This window comes from Actinoplanes sp. NPDC026619, assembly GCF_040638295.1.
GTDB lineage: Bacteria > Actinomycetota > Actinomycetes > Mycobacteriales > Micromonosporaceae > Actinoplanes.
On record NZ_JBEZYA010000040.1, the window covers coordinates 62,071 to 79,569 of the forward strand.

Below are 17,499 nucleotides of genomic sequence, written 5' to 3' on the forward strand. Positions count from 1 at the left end.
GCTGGGCGATGACATCAGCGCTACCGGCCGTGTTGGACGGATGTCATCTCGGCGGGCGCACAATGTCGGCATGCGCGTGCTGGTGGTCGAGGACCACGTCACGTTGGCCACCCGGATCGGCGAGGGACTACGCGACGCCGGGATGGCCGTCGACGTCGTGCACGACGGGGCAGCCGCGCTGGCGGCGGCGGCCGGCACCGACTACGACGTGCTCGTGCTCGACCGCGATCTGCCGGTGGTGCACGGCGATCACGTGTGCCGCACCCTGGCGGCCGGCGCGCCCGCCCGCATCCTGCTGCTGACCGCGGCCACGTCGGTCGACGACCGGGTCGACGGCCTCGAACTGGGCGCCGACGACTACCTCGGCAAGCCGTTCGCGTTTCCCGAACTGGTCGCGCGGGTCCGGGCGCTGGCTCGGCGTACACCATCAGCCCCGCCGGTCATGCAGCACCGTGACCTGACCGTCGACCGGGCCCGGCACCGCGCCGTCCGGGCCGGGCATCCGCTGTCGCTGACCCGCAAGGAGTTCGGCGTGCTCGAGATGCTGATCGCGGCCGAAGGCAGCGTGATCAGCGCCGAGGAGTTGCTCGAGCACGTCTGGGACGCCCATGCCGATCCGTTCAGCAACGTCGTCTCGGTGACGCTGACCCGGCTGCGCCGCAAGCTCGGCCCGCCGCCGCTGATCGAGACCGTGGTCGGCCGGGGGTACCGGATATGACCGTGCGGGTGCGGCTCACTCTGCTCTACTGCGGTCTGTTCGCGGCGTGCGGCGCGATCCTGGTGGCGGTCACCTACGGCCTGCTGGCCACGAACCTGCCGCAGTCGTCGCCCGAGGCGAAGACTGCGATCCCGCCCGACTTCCTGGCCGGCTGCGCGCGGGCCACCGACGTGGCCACGATCCAGAAGTGCAAGGCCGCCTACCAGGAGGGCCTGGTCACCGGCGCGAACAGCCAGCGCGAGGCGACCCTCGACCACCTGTTGTGGTACTCGCTCGGCACCCTGCTGGTGGTGACGCTGCTGGCCGCGCTGGCCGGCTGGATCGTGGCCGGCCGGGTGCTGCGGCCGGTGCACCGGATCACCGAGGCGGCCCGCAACGCCTCCGAGGAAAATCTGACCGCCCGGCTCGCGCTGACCGGCCCGCGGGACGAGCTGCGCGAGCTGGCCGACACGTTCGACGAGATGCTGGACCGCCTGCAGGCCGCGTTCGACTCCCAGCGCCGATTCATCGCCAACGCCGGCCACGAGCTGCGCACCCCGCTGACCGTGATGCGCACCGCCGCCGACGTGGTGCTGGCCAAGCCGGAGCCGACCACCGCCGAGCTGATCGGCATGGGCCGCGACGTGCGGACCGCCGTCCAGCACGCCCAGGCGCTGATCGACGCGCTGCTCACCCTGGCCCGCACCGACCGCGGCCGGTTCGACCGGGAGGCGGTCGACCTGGCCACCGTCACCGAGGACGCGATCGACAGTGCCGGGTCCGGGACGGCACGCCTGCACACCGCGCTGGCTCCCGCGCTGACCAGCGGCGATCCGATCCTGCTCGAGCGCCTGGCGGCGAACCTGGTGGACAACGCGATGCGCTACAACGTCGCGGACGGCGAGGTCTGGGTCAGCACCAGCGCGGCCGGCGAAGGGGTGTCGCTGACCGTGGAGAACACCGGGCCGCCGGTGGCCGCGGACGCCGTCGGAACGCTCTTCGAGCCGTTCCGGCGACTGCACGAGCGGACCGGCGACGGCGGGTCCGGCCTCGGGCTGGCCATCGTCAACTCGATCGCGGTGGCGCACGGCGGCCGGGCGACGGCGGGAGTGCGCCCGGGTGGCGGGCTGACCGTGACGGTCACACTGCCGGCCCGTCCTGCTGCGCCGTGACGGAATTGACGTTTCAGCGAATTCTTACCCTCGCTGTACGAGGTTGAAGAGGTGAACTTCCAGCTCTTCCACGTGATCAACAGCCTGGCCGGGCGCTGGACGGCGGTCGACCAGCTCATCCGGTTCGCTGCCGTCGACCTCATCTTCGTGGCCTTCGCGGTGGCGGCGATCCCGTGCGTGCGCGCCCTGCGTCGGCGCGAGATCCGGCCGCTGGCCTGCCTCGGCGTGACGCTGGCGGTCGCGTTCGGGCTCTCCCAGGCCCTCGCCTACGCGAGCCGCGAGATGCGGCCCTTCCAGGACCACCCGGTGCACCAGCTGATCCCGCACGCGCCCGGCGTCTCGCTGCCCAGCGATCACGCGACCGCGGCGTTCGCGCTGGCCTTCGGCGTCTGGGCGTTCCAAAGCCGGCGGATCGGCCTGGTGCTGACCGTGGCGGCGGTGCTGATCGGCCTCGCCCGGGTCGCGGCCGGCGTGCACTACCCCGGCGACATCCTGGCCGCCGCGATCATTGCCGCGCTGTCGGCCTTCGCCGTCCACGTCACCGAGCTCGGCGCCCGCGACCTGCCGCCGCTGACGGTCCGCCGCGGCCGGGCCCGGAACTGAACAAGCTGGTGCGCCTCGCTCAGTAGCGGAATCCGCGGACCAGTTCGCGCAGGTCGCCGGACATCCGGGCGACCGTGCCGATCTGGCCCTGCGACTCCACGACGTCGGCCTCCGCCTGCCGGGCGCCGTTCGCGACGGTGGTGATCGTGGCCGCGATCCGAGCGCTCGCGTCGGCGGCCTCGGCCACGCTGCGACCCATCTCACCGGTCGTCGCGGTCTGCTCCTCGACCGCCGCGGCGATGGCCCCTTGGTGATCGTTGATCTCGTTGATCACCTCACCGATGCGGGTGATCGCGGCGGTCGCCTCGGCGCTGGTCGACTGGATGGCGCCGACCCGGCGGGCGATGTCGTCGGTGGCCGCGGCGGTCTGCTGGGCGAGGTCCTTGACCTCCCCGGCGACCACGGCGAAGCCTTTGCCGGACTCGCCGGCCCGGGCCGCCTCGATGGTGGCGTTCAGGGCGAGGAGGTTGGTCTGCTCGGCGATCGCGGTGATCGCGCGCAGCACCTGTTCGATGTCGGCGGAGCTGCGGCCGAGCTGCTCGATCGTGGCGGAGGTGCCGGTGACGATCCCGACCGCGTCGCGGGCCACCAGGGCCGCCTGCCCGGCGCTGCGGGCGATCTCGCCGATCGCGTCGTTCATCTCGCTGGCGCCCGCGGTGACCGTCGAGATGCTGATCGACGCGCTGTCGGCGTCGGCCGCCACGGTGCTGAACTGGGCGGCCAGGTCGCTGACCCGGTGGGCGATCTGACCGCTGTTGGTTGCCAGATGATCGGCGGCGTCGCCGAGGGTGTCCGCGGACTCCACGATCGTGCCGACGGTGTGCCGCAGCGACGTGTTCGCGGCAACCAGCGCGGCGCCCATCTGCCCGAGCTCGTCGCGCCCGTTCACCTGCGGGTCGCCGGTGAGGTCACCGCCGGCCAGGTCGCTGAGCACGCTGTTGACCCGGCGGAGCGGGGTGACCACCACCCGGGCGACGAGCACGCCGATCAGCACGGCGGCGGCGATCACCACGATCGAGATGATCACGACGGTGGTGCGCTTGCGACTCTGCTCCGTGGCGGCGGTGGCCTTGGTCTGCTCGCCGGCCGTCTGTTCGGCCTCGGCCAGCGAGTCCAGCGCCGCCCCGAACGTCTTGTTCGCGGCGGTCAGGGCGCCACCCGAGGCAAGCAGGGCCTCGCCCTTCGCGGTGCTGCCGGCCCGGGCCAGCGGAACGAGCTGCTTGTCGCGGGCGTCCCGCCACGTGGTCAGACCCTCCCGGGCCGTGGCGACCAGGGCGGTCCGGTTGCTGTCCAGGGCGCTGTGATGGCTGACGTACGCCGTGATCGCGGCGTCGGCGGCCGTGTCGGTGTCGCTCATGCCGGAGATCACCTCCTCCTGCGCCGAGCCGGAGAGGATGAGCACGTCCCGGACCTCGACCCGCGAGTCACCCTGCATGTCGCGCAGCGAGACCAGATCGGAGAGCGGCCGGGCGACCTCGTCGTACATCGCCTTGGTGCGTTTACCCTCGTCGGAGAGCGCAGCCAGCCCCGACCAGGCGACCACTGCGATGCCGATCGCCGCCAGGACGACCGGCGCCAGCACCTTCGCCTGCACCGGGACGTCGGCCATCCACGATCGCATTCCGCTCATGCCGCCTTCTCCCTGCCCCGCTGCTCGGCCACGATCAGAATGCCGGAGCAGTGCACGGCCGGGTCGACTTATCCGTTTCTGGTCCCGGCGGCGCCCGATTGTTGATAGCCTGCTCAGTCGCATTTTCATTAGTGCCGGAAAAGGCGTACAAGAATTGGATTGAAAGACGCTCTTCAATAGCGTGATAATCCTCGGCGCGAGGCCGAATCAAGGCGGAGGTTACCGGCGTCCACCGGGCTGGCCCGGACTCCCGGCCGCGGCGAGAAAGCCCGGCAACCCCCTGGCGGTCCGCGCCAGAACGGCCCCACCTGCGGCGCTTGACGACGGCTGCGCGCCGGGCTTCGATCGGAGTGTGGACGACGAGGCCCTCTACGACGACGGCCGGGTCAGGCTTGACGCCGACGGCGTCACACTGCGCCGGTATTACTTTCCCACCGGTGTCGCCAAGCACATTCCGTATCACCGGATCAGGGCCGCCGGACTGCGCCCGATGAACTGGCTGACCGGAAAGGGCCGAGTCTGGGGGACCGCGCATCCTGGCTACTGGCTGCCGTGGGACACCACCCGCCCGGGCAAGCACGTTCTCGTCGTCCTGGACGTCGGTGCGAAGGTGCGTCCCGCGTTCACACCCGACGACCCGGACCGCGTGGTCGAACTCATCCGGCAGCACATTCCACCCCACTGACACATCGGCGAAGAACCGAACCGAACCGCGGCCCGGTCGAGGACGCCGACGGCAAGTCCTGACTTACAAGACGCAGCTCGCCGGCCTTCGCGCTCGCGCGCCCAGACGTGGTGGGCTTCCAGGAGTGGCGTGACGACGCCGGTGACGTCCAAAGAATTTGTGAATATCCGGCCTGAGCGAGAAGGCTGAACCGGTGAGCGTGGAGGGCACTCTCGTGCGGGTTGACCAAGTGGATTTGGAGGAGATCCGAGCCGATGGGGAGGACGCGAGGTCAAGCTGGTGGCCGCCCGTCTGGCCGCGGTGCCCTACGAAGGGTTGGAGCGGCACTTGGCCGCCGTATTCGAGGCCGAAGGGTGGGAGCCTCATGCAGGCCGATCCGATGGAGCGCGCGGAGCCAGCTGGTGCACGAGGGTGATGACGAAACCGCGCGTGACAGCGCCTCCGCCTGAACCTGACGTTTCCAGGTGATCCGGCCGGCTGAGTTTCTCAGTGCGGGGAGGTGTTGAACTCGCCGCTCAATGCCAGGCCGGCCGAGCAGTCCAACTCGCCCGGGGCCAGCTGGGTGTGCGACGGCCGCCAGAGTGTCACGTCCCCCCGGGCAGCGACGCGGGCGACGACGCAGTCGTACTGACTGGCGCGCAGCGCCACCCCGACAGTGCCGTCCTGAGCGGCGAAATCCTGGTGGATGCCCGGGTCGAGTTTCAGCCCGGCCACCGCGGCGCGGACAGCGGCCTCGTTCGCGCCGACGGGGTTCAGCGCTCTCTGGAGGCGCTCGTCGACGCCCTGCAGAGACGGGTCCTTGGGAACCGGCAGCGGCGCGCCCGCCGGGCAGTCGATGTCGTCGTCGCGGCTGTCCTCCTTCGGTCCCATTTGGAGGCGGAAGCAGATCGGCACGTCCACCTCCCGGAGCACCACGTGATCGAAGCCGCGCACCACACCGTGACCCTGCACCTTCAGCACCAGGGTCACGCCGCTCTGCCAGTGGGTCTGCCCGGCAACCGAGAGGACCTGGACGTCAGGGTGCTGGCCGGCCGAGTGCAGGTAGTCGCCGGCCTGGTAGAGGTGGTCGCGCTCGAACTGGGCGAGCACGTGGTCGACCTTCTTCGCCGCTTCGGGCACCGCCGTGTGGTGGATCTGCCAGTTCGGCTGACGGCGGACGTGCTCCTCGTACCGCCACGCGCCCGCTGCGCCGAGGCCCAGCACCACCACTATCGCGCCGCACCCGATCCACTTCGTTCGCCCCCGCATGGGCCGGATTATGCCGCAGGCTGCCCGGCAGCCAGACCCCGTACCAATCGATCGACGTCATCCGTTGTGGTTCCGAAACGGAGCCGGCGCGCAGCACGCCCGAACTCACCGCAGGCGGCCACGCCCGCAGGGCAAGTGAATCGGCTCGCCGGCGATCACATTCCGGGAACCGATCGAGCTTCCCGTGCGCCGTCGTTGCGCATCGTTTCCACGGGAAACAGGCTCGTCCTTGCCGGCTCAAGTTCGGCGGGCGCGCACGCTCGGCGGCAGATGAGCACACCGTGATCCAGCATTGCAGGATCCTCAGTTGGCGCATCGGCACAATGCACCGGTGCAGACCAACGAGCCGTATTACCGTCGGGACCTCGCCTACGTCTTCGACCAGGGCTACGGCTTTCACGCCGAAGCCTGTGCGCCTGGCATCCTGGCCCTTCTCGAGCCAGTCCGGGCACGCCATGGCGCGGTTCTGGAGATCGGGTGCGGATCGGGCCTGCTCACGAAGCGCCTGGTGGAAGCCGGCCATCGGGTGATCGCCACGGATGCCTCACCGGCGATGCTCGATCTCACCCGGGACGCCGTCGGGGGCGCCGCGGACGTCCGGACCTTGGTCCTGCCCGATGATCCGATTCCGGCGGTGGACGCGATCGTCGGGGTCGGACATGCCCTCAACTACCTGTCCGATGCTGCTGCTGCCCGCCGTGGCCTGATAGCGCTCGCCGATGCGTTGCTGCCCGGTGGCTTGCTGGCCGTGGATCTGTGCGACCTCGAATGGGGCAGCGTACGCGAGGGCGCAATGGCGCAAGGACGGGTCGGTGACGATTGGGCCGTCATCACCCGGTTCAGCCAGCCCGCGCCGGACCGGTTCGACCGGGATCTCACCACGTTCGTCCGCGGCGCGGACGGCAGCTATCGCCGCGAGGACGAGCACCACGGCAACGTCCTGATCGACACCTCGTCGGTGCCGGAACTTCTGCGTGAACGTGGAGTGACGGCCACGATCGGCGGCTCATTCAATGACGACCAGCATCCGCTCCCTGTTGGGCTGCGTAGCATCGTCGGCCGTCGGTGAACTTCGCCGTCCTCAAGCAGTTCCGCCGACAGCAGCTGAGACGCGATCATCTCGGCGTGCTCACCGCGGCCCCGAATGCTCAAGCGGTGTGGATGCGCGCAGGAGTGTCCTATGAGGTAACTCCACTCGCGTGCTGGTGGTCCCCATCAGCGGTCACGGTTGGCGGAGTCGTTCGCGGGGTTCCAAGATCGGTTTCACTCTGCCGGGGTGGAGTGGCGTCGGTGTCGGCCGGGGCGTGGCTGGTTGGATGAGGTGCTATGAGGACGCCGGCGCTGCGCAGTCTGCTGCTGCGCTCGTTGCCTGTCCTTCTCGCGGCCGTGCTGGCGATTGCCGGTGCGATGCCGCGGCAGGTTTCGGGTTCGCGCCCGGCCGCTGCCTGCGGGCACGCTGCCGTCGACACGGACATCGAACCGTCTGATGTGGTCGCCGATCCTGCGGTGCTGGTCGCACCTGCGGATCGGACGGGCGTTCTCGTCACGCAGCACACCGCGGGTGTCCGTGGTTCGCGTGGCCCGCCCGCGTCTGCCTGACCTTTCGGACGTCACCTGCCGTCGTTGCGGCGGTCGCCTCCTGTCATCGGCATGAGTGATTCTTTACAAGGATGGATCTTTCACATGAACTTGGTTGCGGACATGCTGGTGGCTTCCCCGGCGCCGGCGGTCATCTGGGCGTCGTTGATGCTGCTGACTTTCCCGGCGCTGTTGATCCTGGGCAACCCGGAAGGTGTGGGTCGCCCCGGGCAGGCAATCCAGGAGCTGCTCGCGGGCCGGCGTGAGCGTGGCCTCGTGCGTCAGCGGGAGCAGGAGGAGGCGGCGCGGTATGCGCAGGAGGTGCAGGTTGCCGCGGACCGTGCGCGGCTGGGTGCGCAGCGGTGGCAGGAGCTGAGCCAGGAGTCCGAGCCGGAGGTGGACGCGGCGTGGCGGGCGTGGCTCGAGGCCGACGCCCGGTTGCGTACCGGGGTGGCCGCGGCGGCCTGGGGCCGGTCGTGGTCGGTGCGTACCTGTGAGGAGTACGCGGCTCGCGACCGGTTCCTGCACCGCGCGGTCACCGCTGCCGTGTCGCGTGGTGAGCTGCCCGTGGAGGCTGTCACCGACGCGGAGGCCGGCCGTGGCGGGTGGGATGCCCGGCTGCATCCGGTCGAGCAGGAGTTGATGATCGCCCGGGCGTCGGTGGCCCATCTTCGCGTGCGTTACGAGGAGGCGGTCTCCGCTCAGCGGACTGCCTGGCACGATGCCGACCTGGCCCGCCGCAACGCCGACGCCCTGCAGCGTGAGGCAGTGCTCGCCGCCCAGTCGGCCCGCCACCTGCCTGCGGGGCAGAAGGCCCGCCTGCGTCCGGCCGTCACCGTCGCGGCGTAGGACTGCGGGTTACGCGAGGAACGGCACGCCCGCGTAGCCCAGCGCCTCGAGATAGGTGTCCTCGCCGCCGGTTTGGTTGTTGAGTTCGAGCGAGACCATGCCGTGCGCCACCGCCCACAGGTGCAGGGCCATCCGCTCCGGGTCGCCGGAGACGAAGACGCCGGCCGCCTGGCAGCGCTCGACGCCCTCGACCAGTGGGCGGTAGGTCAGGTCGGCGGCGGCCCGGTCCTCGGGGCTGGGCGTGAAGCCGGGGGCGATCCGGCCGAACATCAGGCCGTAGAGGTGGGGGCCGGCCAGCGCGACCGCGCGGTACGCAAGTCCTAGCGCGATGACGTCGGTGAGCGGCTCGTCGGTGACCGGTACCGCGGCGAGGGCCTCGCCGAGCCGGCGGAAGCCCTCCCGGTGCATGGCCGCGAGCAGGCCCTGCTTGTCGCCGAACAGGGTGTAGACCGGCATCGTCGAGACGCCGGCGGCCGTCGCGAGCTTGCGCAGGGAGAGGCCGTCGGGGCCGTCCTCGACCAGGATGCGTGCGGCCTCGTCCACCAGGTGGCTGGTCAGGTCGGGGCGGTTGACGGGTGTCACGGCATCGACTATAACAACGTTATGGCGAATAACGTTGTTATAGCGTTGCATGCGGGGGCCGCCACGATCTCGATGGCGCTGGGCGCGTACAACCTGGTCCGCCGGGCCAAGGGCGACCGGGCCCACCGCTGGATCGGCCGGGTGTGGACCGGCGCGATGTATTGGACGATCATCAGCTCGTTCTTCATCCAGGAGCTGCGGCCGGGTCATTTCTCGTGGATCCACGGCCTGTCGGTGTTTACCTTCGTGACGCTGTCGATCGGGCTGTGGGCGGCCCTCACGCACCGGGTTCGGTTGCACCGCAACTTCATGACCGGGTCGTACTTCGGGCTGCTCGGGGCGTTCGTGGGCGCGGTCGTGGTGCCGCAACGCAAGATTCCGCAGTGGACTCTGCACCAACCGGCCGGCCTGGCGCTGGGTCTCACCGTCTGCCTGCTGGTCGCCGCGGTTGTCGTGGTGGCGGCGACGGCGCGGGGTGGTCACCACGACAGCCGTTCTGCTGGTGTTAGACAAAACCGCTCATCGCCGTACGGAAATGTGGGTTAAATGATCTTGGGGCGGCATCTGGCCGGATCCGAATCGATGCCGGAGGGCTTCCCATGCAACGCCGTGTCTTTCTTCAGGCTGCCGCCACTGCGGCCGTGCTCGGCTCGCTCAAGGTCCCCGGCTTCGCGCTCGCATCCGGGCGCGGCCCGGAGGATAAGCTGATCGGGGTGTGGACTGGAGAGCATGGCGGTTACCCGGCCTTCGACCAGGTTAACCCGACCTCGATCAAAGCAGCGCTCGAGAAGGGCATGGAGCTCAGCAAGGCCGAGATCGCCAAGATCGCCGGCACTGCCGAGACGCCGACCTTCGCCAACACCATCGCCGCGCTGGAGGACAGCGGCCGCGCCCTCGACCGCGCCCAACGGTTTTTCGGCGTCTTCACCTCGACGATGAACGACACCGCGATGCAGGATCTGCAGACCGAGATGTCGCCCGTTCTCTCGGCCTTCGGCGACGACATCATTCAGAACGCCCGGCTCTTCGCCCGGATCAAGGCGGTCCATGACGGCCCGACCGCCGGCCTGTCGCCGGAGCAGAAGCGCCTCGTCGAGAACTACTACCAGAACTTCACCCGGCAGGGCGCGGCGCTCAACGACGCTGACCAGGCCACGCTGAAGGGCCTCAATCAGAAGCTCGCCTCGCTCTACACCAAGTTCAGCCAGAACGAGCTGGCCGACGAGGAAAGCTACCGGCTCACCATCGAGACCGAGGCAGATCTCGAGGGCCTTCCCGAATCGCTGCGTCAGGCTGCGGCGGCGGCAGCCGAGGCGCACGGGGTCAAGGGCAAGTGGGTCTTCACCAACACGCGGTCCTCGATGGAGCCGTTCCTGACCTACTCCGCCAAGCGCGACCTGCGGGAGAAGGGCTGGCGCATGTGGATCATGCGCGGCGACAACGGCACGGCCACCGACAACAAGGCGTTGATCAGCGAGATCCTGCAGCTCCGCACCCAGCGGGCCCGGCTGCTCGGCTTCCCGACACACGCCCATTGGGCCGTCGAGAACAACATGGCGAAGACGCCGCAGGCCGCCACCGACCTGATGATGAAGCTCTGGGGCCCAGCCCTGCGGCGCGCCCACGAGGAGATCGCCGACATGCAGGCGATCGCCGACAAGGAGGGCGCCGGCATCACCATCGAGGCCTGGGACCACCGGTTCTATTCGGAGAAGGTGCGCAAGGCGACGTACGACCTCGACCAGAACGAGGTGAAGCTCTACCTCCAGCTCGACAAGGTCCGCGACGGCATGTTCTGGGCCGCCGAAAGGCTCTACGGCCTGCGATTCGCCGAACTCGACGGTCTGCCCGTCTACCACGAGGACGTGTCGGTCCATGAGGTGACGCGCGGCGGCGAGCGCGTGGGCCTGTGGTACTTCGACCCTTACGCCCGCGCCGGCAAAGACTCCGGTGCGTGGATGAGCGAGTACCGCACCCAGGAACGTTTCCAGGCGAACGTCACCCCGATCGTCTCCAACAACGCCAACTTCGTGAAGTCGGGGCCCGGCCCCGTCCTCATCTCGTGGGACGACGCCGTCACCATGTTCCACGAGTTCGGCCACGCCCTGCACGGCCTCAACTCGAACGTCACCTATCCCGGCGTCGCGGGCACGTCGGTCAAGCGCGACTTCGTCGAGTTCCCCAGTCAGATCAACGAACACTGGTTCCCGACGCCGGAGCTGCTCAACCGCTTCGCCCTGCACGTCGACACCGGCCGGCCGATCCCCGCCGAGTTGCTCGCCAAGATCCAGAAATCCCTGAAGTTCAACCAGGGCTTCAGTACGGTCGAATTCCTGGCCTCGGCGATCTATGACATGAGAATCCACCTGGCCGCGACGCCGGACGGCACGATCGATCCCGACGCCTTCGAGAAGAGCTGCATGGCCGAGATCGGTCTGCCGAAGGAGATCGTCATGCGGCACCGCCCGACCCAGTTCGGGCACATCTTCTCGGGCGACGGATATTCGGCCGGCTACTACGTCTATCTCTGGGCCGATGCGCTGACCGCCGATGCGTGGGAGCTGTTCGAGCAACGGGGTGTCTGGGACCCCGCCACCGCCAAGGCGTTCCTCGACGACATCCTCTCGGTCGGCAACGCCGTCGCGCCGGACGAGGCCTTCCGCAATTTCCGCGGTCGCGACGTCGACACCGAGGCCCTGATGCGCTTGCGCGGCTTCGCCTGACGATTCCCCCGGTCAGTGGGCTGAAACGGGCCTCGCCGTGGTGCAGGGCTGCACCACGCCGAGGCCCGGTTACTGTCGGTCAGACGAGCGCGGCCTTGTTCGTCGCCGCCCAGTCGATGTTGGCGGGGGCCGACTCGACCTGGTTCGTGTCACCGATGCAACGCTTGAAAGAGCCGTGGTCCCGCAGGTCGTCGTCGTTGACCCAGCCGCGGGTGCTGTAGGTGTCGGAGACCGTGACCACGTACGTCCAGGTGTCCTCGCCGTTGATGTCGACCGCGTAGCAGTGGTAGTCGAGGCTCCAGCCGGTGATATTGGTGGAGCTCACCGCGCACCGGGTGCTCGAGCCGACCCGGGCGGTGGCGCCGTACCAGGCGAGGTGGCCGCCGCTGGTGTCGATGTCGGCCGGGGCGCCCCGCCCACAGCTCCAGTGGGCGGAGGCCGGCGCCGGGGCGGCCAGTGCCCGAGGGCGACGGCGGCGATCGCCGAGGCGACGGCGAGCGGCCGGGATGCCTTCCTGTTCACAGTTACTCCTTCTGTTGTGTCACTGATGGGAAGGGTCACCAGGCGCCGAGTGCGAGCCGTCCGCCGACCTTGCTGAGGCTGAGGCTGCCGCCGTCGTACCAGATGCCGGCCGAGGTGAGCCCGTTGCGGAACGTGTTGAGTTGCCAGTCGCCGTCGGGTTTCTGGTAGGCCATGACGATGTCGGCGTTGCCGTCGCCGTCCACGTCGGCCGCGTCGACCCGGTTGCCGACGCTGGTCAGCGGGAAGCTGCTGGTGGCGGCGTAGTCGGTGGTGCGGCTGAACGTGGTGCCGGTGGAGGTCCAGCGGTAGATGTGCATGGTGGTGTCGTTGTTGTCGTAGGCGAGGGCGGGTTCGGCTTTGCCGTCGCCGTTGAAGTCGGCGACTACCAGGCGGCCGGCGGCGTTGTCGAGGTTGAGGCTGCCGCCGTTGTAGAAGATGCCGGCCGAGGTGACGCCGCTGCGGAAGACGTTGAGCTGCCACTTGCCGTCGGGTTTCTGGTACGCGGTGACGATGTCGTCGTCACCGTCACCGTCGATGTCGCCGGAGTCGACCCGGTCGCCAACCGCGGCGAGTGTGAAGCTGGTCGATTCGTATTCGGTGGTGCGTTGGAAGGACGAACCCGTCGACAGCCAGCGGTAGATGTGCATGTTGGAGCCGCCCTCGTCGTACAGCAGGGCGGGTTCGGCCTTGCCGTCGCCGTTCCAGTCGCCGACGACGAGACGCCCGCCGGCCTTGTCGAGGTCGAGGGCGCCGCCGTCGTACCAGATGCCGGCCGAGGTGACCCCGCTGCGGAACACGTTCATCTGCCACTGGCCGTCAGGCCTCTGGTACGCCGCTACCAGGTCGTCGACACCGTCGCCGTCCACGTCACCGGAGGCCATCCGGTCGCCGACGTTGGGGGCGCTGTAGCTGTTCCCGACGTACTCGGTCGTACGGGCGAAGGCCGAGCCGTTCGAGGTCCAGCGGAACAGGTGCGTGGAGCCGCCGCCGTTGTCGTACATCATGGCCGGCGCCGACTGCGACTTGTCCACGATGGTGTCGACGCGGACCGGTGTGTAGAGCGCCGCGTTCCCTTGGCTCCACGTGTCCCGGATCGTGTTGCGCGAGCCGGTCTGCTCGATCACCTCCGGCTGGGTGTGTGCCGAGTCCGCCCAGCGGACGAACAGCGCGACGTGGTCGTCGGGCCGCAGCAGCGCGTCGCCGGGCTTCAGCGCCGAGCGGGCGATCTCCGTGGTCACGAGGTGGAGGTTGCCGGTCCAGTAGTCGCTGCCCTTGCCCCCGAGACCCCAGGCCATCGACACGAACCCGGAGCAGTCGGTGCGGTAATCGCCCAGGCTGTTGCGGTAGCAGTTCGTCTGGCTGTAGGGGATGCCCACGTCGAGCCAGGTCTGCGCACGAGCGAGCACCTGCGTACGGGTCAGATGCAGGGCCGGCCCGTTGTCGTCGCACCCCGCCCACGCGGCGGCCTGCACCGTCGTGGCCCGCGCCGACGGGTTCGGTGCCTCCTGTGTGGACACGCTCGGGTAGGAAGCCAGTGGCGGGTCGGACGGTGAATCCGCCGGGTCCGCCGACGCGGCGGTGGCGCCGCACATCAGGATCAGCGGTGCGGCCACCAGGACCGCCGCCCGCCGGCGCCAGGGCATCGATGTCTGCATGTTTCTCAGTTCCTCCCCGTGGATCGGGCGGGGTTCGCCCGGTCTCGCTGACGGAGAGTCTGCGGATGATCGCTACCGGCTCGCTGGAGGGCTGAAACCCGTACCGATCCCGTACTACGGTGACCCCTCCGATACGGATCTACGGGGGTAGAAAATGGACGAATCGGGGATGACGGCTGGCGCCCTGGTACGGGACACGCGAACCCGCCTGGGCCTGACCCAGGGCGACCTGGCGAAGCGTGCCGGAGTGAGCCTCGGCAGTCTTCGTGACCTGGAACAGGGCCGGAGCAACTCGCCGCGGCCACGGCTTCTCGACGCGGTCGGCGAGGCGCTCGGGATGGGCCGCCAGGACCTGAACCGCCTGCGCCAGCTCGCCCGGCCCGCCCCGCCCGCGCCGGCGGCCGCGACCGGCGGGCCGGTGCGAATCACCGTGCTCGGACCGCTCGGACTGACCCGTGCCGGGCAAGCGGTGAGCATCGGCGCCGGGCGGCACCGGATCGTGCTGGCCCGGCTCGCGATGACCCCGGACCGCGCCGTCGGCCGGGACGAACTGATCCACCTGCTGTGGGCGGACGCCGCGCCGCCGTCGGCCGCGAACGTCCTGCAGACACACGTGAGCCGGATCCGGCGGCTGCTCACGCCGGGGATGCTGGAGCTGGCGCCCGGCGGCTACCGGCTGCGGGCCACCGTCGCCGAGCTCGACCTGGTCGCGTTCCGGGAACGCCTGGCCGGCGGGCGCGACCCGCAGGTCCCGCCGTCGGTGGCGTTCGACCTGGTCCACGACGCGCTGGAGATGTGGCGCGGTGACGTCCCGGCCGCCGACGTGCCGGAGCTGGAGGGCGACCCGCTGGTCACCGAACTGGCCGACGAACGGGTCGAAGCGGCGATCCGGCTGTCCCGGCTCGGCGAGACACTGCACCGGGAACCGCAGGTCCTGCCGGTTCTGCGGCGGCTGGCGCCTCGACACCCGTACCACGAGTCGCTGCACGCGCGGCTGGTCGCCGCGCTCGCCGCCTCCGGCCAGCAGGCGGCGGCGCTGGAGGCGTACGACGAGGTCCGCGCCCGCCTCGCCGACGAGCTCGGCCTCGACCCCGGTGCGGAGCTGCGCGAGGCCCGGCAGGCGATCCTGCGCACCCGTCCCGACGAGGTGCGGGCGCCGGTCGTCCGGCCATGGCAGGCACCGGCGCCACCGCTGGACTTCACCGGACGTACGGCCGAACTGCACGACGTCGGCCGTGCACTGCGCTACCCGTCCGGGCCGTCGGTCGTCTGTGTGATCTCGGGGATGGCGGGGGTCGGCAAGACCAGCCTCGCGTTGCAGGCGGCCCGGTCGGTCCGGCTCGACTTCCCGGACGGGCAGATCCACCTCGACCTGCGCGGCGCGGACCGGCAACCGGTCGGTACGGCGTACGCCCTCGCCCGTCTCCTGCGCGCCGCCGGCGTGCCCGGCCGGGCGGTCCCGGTCGACCCCGACGAGGCGGCGGCGCTCTGGCGCAGCACGGTCAGCGACCGGCGGCTGCTGGTGGTGCTGGACAACGCGCGCAACGCGGCCCAGGTCCGCCCGCTGCTACCCGGGCCCGGTGGCAGCGCCGTCCTGATCACGAGCCGCAACCGCTGCGCCGAGCTGGACGGCGCGCACCTGGTCGAACTCGGCACCCTCAGCGTCACCGAGGCGCTCGGCATGCTGGGTGACCGCGCGGCCGACGACACGACGAGTGCCGAGGCGCTGGTCGAGGCGTGCGGGCGGCTCCCGGTCGCGTTGCGGGTCATCGCCAGCCGGCTCAAGGGCGACCGGGTCGCGATGCGCGAACTGCTGGACCGGCTCGCCGACGAGCGGTCGAGGCTGGCCCGGTTCAGCATCGGCGACATCGGCGTCCAGGCCAGCTTCGAGTTGAGCTACCAAGAGCTGAGTCCGCCGGTCAGCCGGGTGTTCCGGGCCGGGGCGCTGATCCCCGGCGAGACGTTCCACCCGTCCGCGGCCGCCGCGCTGGCCGGCGTCGACGAGCACGACGCCACCGCGGCGCTCGACCAACTGACCTCCGAGAACCTGGTGCAGCGCACCGAATCCGGCCGCTTCCGCTATCACGACCTGCTTCGGCTGTACGCGGCCCAGCGTCCCGAGAACGACCGGGATCCGGCCGCCCTCGGCCGTCTGTTCGACTGGTACCTGGCCCGGACCGCTGCCGCGATGCGCCTGGTGTACGCCGAGATGGTCCGGCTGCCGCTGGACATCCCCGCCGACCCGGCCGGCTTCCTCGACGTGGACACCGCCACCGCCTGGCTGCACGAGGAACTCACCGGCCTACTTGCGGCGATCGAGCTGGCCGCGGCCGGTCCGCACCGGGCCCGCGCCTGGCAACTGGCCGACCAGTTGCGCGGCTACTTCTTCGTGCATCGGGACGGCGTACCGTGGCTCGGTTCCGGACAGACCGGGCTGGCCGCGGCCGAGGCCGCCGGCGACGACCTGGCGCAGGCCGCGATGCACCAGACGATCGGGCAGGCGTACTGGGCGGCGGGGGAGACCCAGCGGGCCGGCGAGGCTTACCGGTCGGGCGTCGACGCGGCCCGGCGCGGCGGCTGGCGCATCGGCGAGGCCTACCTGTTGCACAACCTCGGCCTGATCCGGCAGGAACTGGGCCACCCCGCCGAGGCCGAACAGTTGTACCGCCAGACCCTGGAGATCAGCGACGGCCCCGAGTTCAGCCACATCCGCGCCGTCACCCTCAACGACCTCGGCGCGATGTGCAACGAGACCGGCCGCCTGACCGAGGCAGTGGTGCATTTCAAGGCCGCTCTCGCCCTCAACCGCGGCGCCGCCCGCCGCCGCTCGGCGATCGTCAACCTGGGCAACCTCGGCATGGTGCTGCGCCTGCTGGAGGAGTTCGACACCGCCCGCGAACACCTGACCGCCGCCCTCGACTACCACCGGACGACCGGCGCCCTGAACGGCCAGATGGCCCTCCTGGACGAGCTGAGCCTGCTCTACCAGCAGCAGGCCGAATGGTCCGCCGCGCTCTCGGCGGCCACCGAGGCCCTGTCCATCGCCGCCCGCCTGCGTGACCTGCGCTCGGAAGCCGGGGTGCTGGCCACACTGGGATTCGCCCTGCTCGGCGCCCGCGCGCTGGAGGACGCGGCCGAACGCTTCACCCGCTGCCTCCAGCTGTGCCGGGACAACGGCTACCTGTACTTCGAGGTGCAGGCCGGCGTCGGCCTGGCCGAGGTCCGGCTGGCGTCCGGCGACCCCGGCGAGGCCCGGGCGCTGGCCGAGGCAGCCCTGAACCTGGCCGACCACAAGAAATACCGCATCTTCCAGGGCGACGCCCGCCTGGCCTTGGCCCGCATAGCCGCGACAACCGGAGATCTCGTACGCGCCGGGCAGCTCTGCGCGGAGGCCGCCACCCTCCACGAGGGCCTGCCGGCCCGCCTCCGCGCAGGACGAGAACTGCTCGCGGCCGCCTAGTGTCGTGAGTCGTTAATGCGGGTGCAGTAGCGGGCGATGGAGTCGAGGATCTGGTCGGCGGTCTTGGTCCAGACGTAGGGCCGGGGGTTGTCGTT

15 protein-coding genes are annotated in these 17,499 nt (G+C 70.2%); 10 read left to right on the forward strand and 5 right to left on the reverse strand.

The annotated features are described in order from the left end of the window. Positions 1–70 precede the first annotated feature (70 nt). The 3 genes from AB0E90_RS46830 to AB0E90_RS46840 are packed head-to-tail and all read left to right on the forward strand — an operon-like array spanning position 71 to position 2,472. A complete protein-coding gene (locus AB0E90_RS46830; protein WP_360419358.1) occupies positions 71–718 on the forward strand; it encodes a response regulator transcription factor in 648 nt (215 codons plus the stop codon). Then, on the forward strand, positions 715–1,869 hold the full coding sequence (locus AB0E90_RS46835) for a HAMP domain-containing sensor histidine kinase (RefSeq protein ID WP_360419360.1): 1,155 nt from the start codon (positions 715–717) through the stop codon (positions 1,867–1,869). The genes AB0E90_RS46830 and AB0E90_RS46835 overlap by 4 nt, the downstream gene beginning before the upstream one ends. Positions 1,870–1,920: 51 nt before the next feature. Next, complete coding sequence (locus tag AB0E90_RS46840) at positions 1,921–2,472, forward strand: phosphatase PAP2 family protein (RefSeq protein WP_360419362.1); 552 nt, start codon at positions 1,921–1,923, stop codon at positions 2,470–2,472. Positions 2,473–2,491: 19 nt separating this feature from the next. On the opposite strand, the gene AB0E90_RS46845 is transcribed toward AB0E90_RS46840, so the two are convergent. Beyond that, positions 2,492–4,102 (reverse strand): methyl-accepting chemotaxis protein, encoded by a 1,611-nt coding sequence (locus tag AB0E90_RS46845; protein WP_360419364.1) that lies wholly within the window; start codon positions 4,100–4,102, stop codon positions 2,492–2,494. Between the two features lie 352 nt (positions 4,103–4,454). On the opposite strand from AB0E90_RS46845, the gene AB0E90_RS46850 reads away from it, so the two are divergent. Beyond that, positions 4,455–4,787, forward strand: coding sequence for a hypothetical protein (locus AB0E90_RS46850; RefSeq protein WP_360419366.1), 333 nt, complete (start codon positions 4,455–4,457; stop codon positions 4,785–4,787). A gap of 486 nt (positions 4,788–5,273) precedes the next feature. Here the strand turns inward: AB0E90_RS46850 and AB0E90_RS46855 are convergent, their stop codons facing one another. Then, positions 5,274–6,035 (reverse strand): hypothetical protein, encoded by a 762-nt coding sequence (locus tag AB0E90_RS46855; RefSeq protein ID WP_360419368.1) that lies wholly within the window; start codon positions 6,033–6,035, stop codon positions 5,274–5,276. Between the two features lie 331 nt (positions 6,036–6,366). On the opposite strand from AB0E90_RS46855, the gene AB0E90_RS46860 reads away from it, so the two are divergent. The 3 genes from AB0E90_RS46860 to AB0E90_RS46870 all read left to right on the forward strand — a co-directional run bounded on the left by AB0E90_RS46860 (position 6,367) and on the right by AB0E90_RS46870 (position 8,462). Continuing rightward, complete coding sequence (locus AB0E90_RS46860) at positions 6,367–7,104, forward strand: class I SAM-dependent methyltransferase (protein ID WP_360419371.1); 738 nt, start codon at positions 6,367–6,369, stop codon at positions 7,102–7,104. Positions 7,105–7,361: 257 nt separating this feature from the next. Then, positions 7,362–7,634, forward strand: a complete 273-nt coding sequence (locus AB0E90_RS46865) for a hypothetical protein (RefSeq protein ID WP_360419373.1) — start codon at positions 7,362–7,364, stop codon at positions 7,632–7,634. Positions 7,635–7,718: 84 nt separating this feature from the next. Beyond that, positions 7,719–8,462 carry a hypothetical protein gene (locus AB0E90_RS46870; protein WP_360419375.1) on the forward strand — a complete coding sequence of 248 codons (744 nt, stop codon included), beginning with the start codon at positions 7,719–7,721 and terminating at the stop codon, positions 8,460–8,462. Between the two features lie 9 nt (positions 8,463–8,471). Here the strand turns inward: AB0E90_RS46870 and AB0E90_RS46875 are convergent, their stop codons facing one another. After that, positions 8,472–9,044 (reverse strand): TetR-like C-terminal domain-containing protein, encoded by a 573-nt coding sequence (locus AB0E90_RS46875; RefSeq protein WP_360419377.1) that lies wholly within the window; start codon positions 9,042–9,044, stop codon positions 8,472–8,474. Between the two features lie 21 nt (positions 9,045–9,065). On the opposite strand from AB0E90_RS46875, the gene AB0E90_RS46880 reads away from it, so the two are divergent. After that, positions 9,066–9,590, forward strand: a complete 525-nt coding sequence (locus AB0E90_RS46880) for a DUF2306 domain-containing protein (RefSeq protein WP_360419378.1) — start codon at positions 9,066–9,068, stop codon at positions 9,588–9,590. 53 nt (positions 9,591–9,643) lie between these two features. Then, positions 9,644–11,767 (forward strand): M3 family metallopeptidase, encoded by a 2,124-nt coding sequence (locus AB0E90_RS46885; RefSeq protein ID WP_360419379.1) that lies wholly within the window; start codon positions 9,644–9,646, stop codon positions 11,765–11,767. Positions 11,768–11,846: 79 nt separating this feature from the next. Here AB0E90_RS46885 and AB0E90_RS46890 read toward each other — a convergent pair whose 3' ends face one another. Together AB0E90_RS46890 and AB0E90_RS46895 are read right to left on the reverse strand one after the other, a co-directional pair. Beyond that, positions 11,847–12,092 carry a hypothetical protein gene (locus tag AB0E90_RS46890; RefSeq protein WP_360419380.1) on the reverse strand — a complete coding sequence of 82 codons (246 nt, stop codon included), beginning with the start codon at positions 12,090–12,092 and terminating at the stop codon, positions 11,847–11,849. A 232-nt stretch (positions 12,093–12,324) separates the two neighbouring features. Further along, complete coding sequence (locus tag AB0E90_RS46895; protein ID WP_360419382.1) at positions 12,325–13,944, reverse strand: VCBS repeat-containing protein; 1,620 nt, start codon at positions 13,942–13,944, stop codon at positions 12,325–12,327. A gap of 169 nt (positions 13,945–14,113) precedes the next feature. Between AB0E90_RS46895 and AB0E90_RS46900 the strand changes: the two genes are divergently transcribed. Further along, positions 14,114–17,404, forward strand: coding sequence for a BTAD domain-containing putative transcriptional regulator (locus tag AB0E90_RS46900; RefSeq protein ID WP_360419384.1), 3,291 nt, complete (start codon positions 14,114–14,116; stop codon positions 17,402–17,404). The last annotated feature ends 95 nt before the right edge of the window (positions 17,405–17,499 follow it).

Coding starts and splice junctions, on each gene's coding strand:
- AB0E90_RS46830 (WP_360419358.1), top strand. CDS start 71: ATGCGCGTGCTGGTGGTCGAGGACCACGTCACGTTGGCCACCCGGATC.
- AB0E90_RS46835 (WP_360419360.1), top strand. CDS start 715: ATGACCGTGCGGGTGCGGCTCACTCTGCTCTACTGCGGTCTGTTCGCG.
- AB0E90_RS46845 (WP_360419364.1), bottom strand. CDS start 4,102: ATGAGCGGAATGCGATCGTGGATGGCCGACGTCCCGGTGCAGGCGAAG.
- AB0E90_RS46855 (WP_360419368.1), bottom strand. CDS start 6,035: ATGCGGGGGCGAACGAAGTGGATCGGGTGCGGCGCGATAGTGGTGGTG.
- AB0E90_RS46865 (WP_360419373.1), top strand. CDS start 7,362: ATGAGGACGCCGGCGCTGCGCAGTCTGCTGCTGCGCTCGTTGCCTGTC.
- AB0E90_RS46870 (WP_360419375.1), top strand. CDS start 7,719: ATGAACTTGGTTGCGGACATGCTGGTGGCTTCCCCGGCGCCGGCGGTC.
- AB0E90_RS46880 (WP_360419378.1), top strand. CDS start 9,066: ATGGCGAATAACGTTGTTATAGCGTTGCATGCGGGGGCCGCCACGATC.
- AB0E90_RS46885 (WP_360419379.1), top strand. CDS start 9,644: ATGCAACGCCGTGTCTTTCTTCAGGCTGCCGCCACTGCGGCCGTGCTC.
- AB0E90_RS46895 (WP_360419382.1), bottom strand. CDS start 13,944: ATGCAGACATCGATGCCCTGGCGCCGGCGGGCGGCGGTCCTGGTGGCC.
- AB0E90_RS46900 (WP_360419384.1), top strand. CDS start 14,114: ATGACGGCTGGCGCCCTGGTACGGGACACGCGAACCCGCCTGGGCCTG.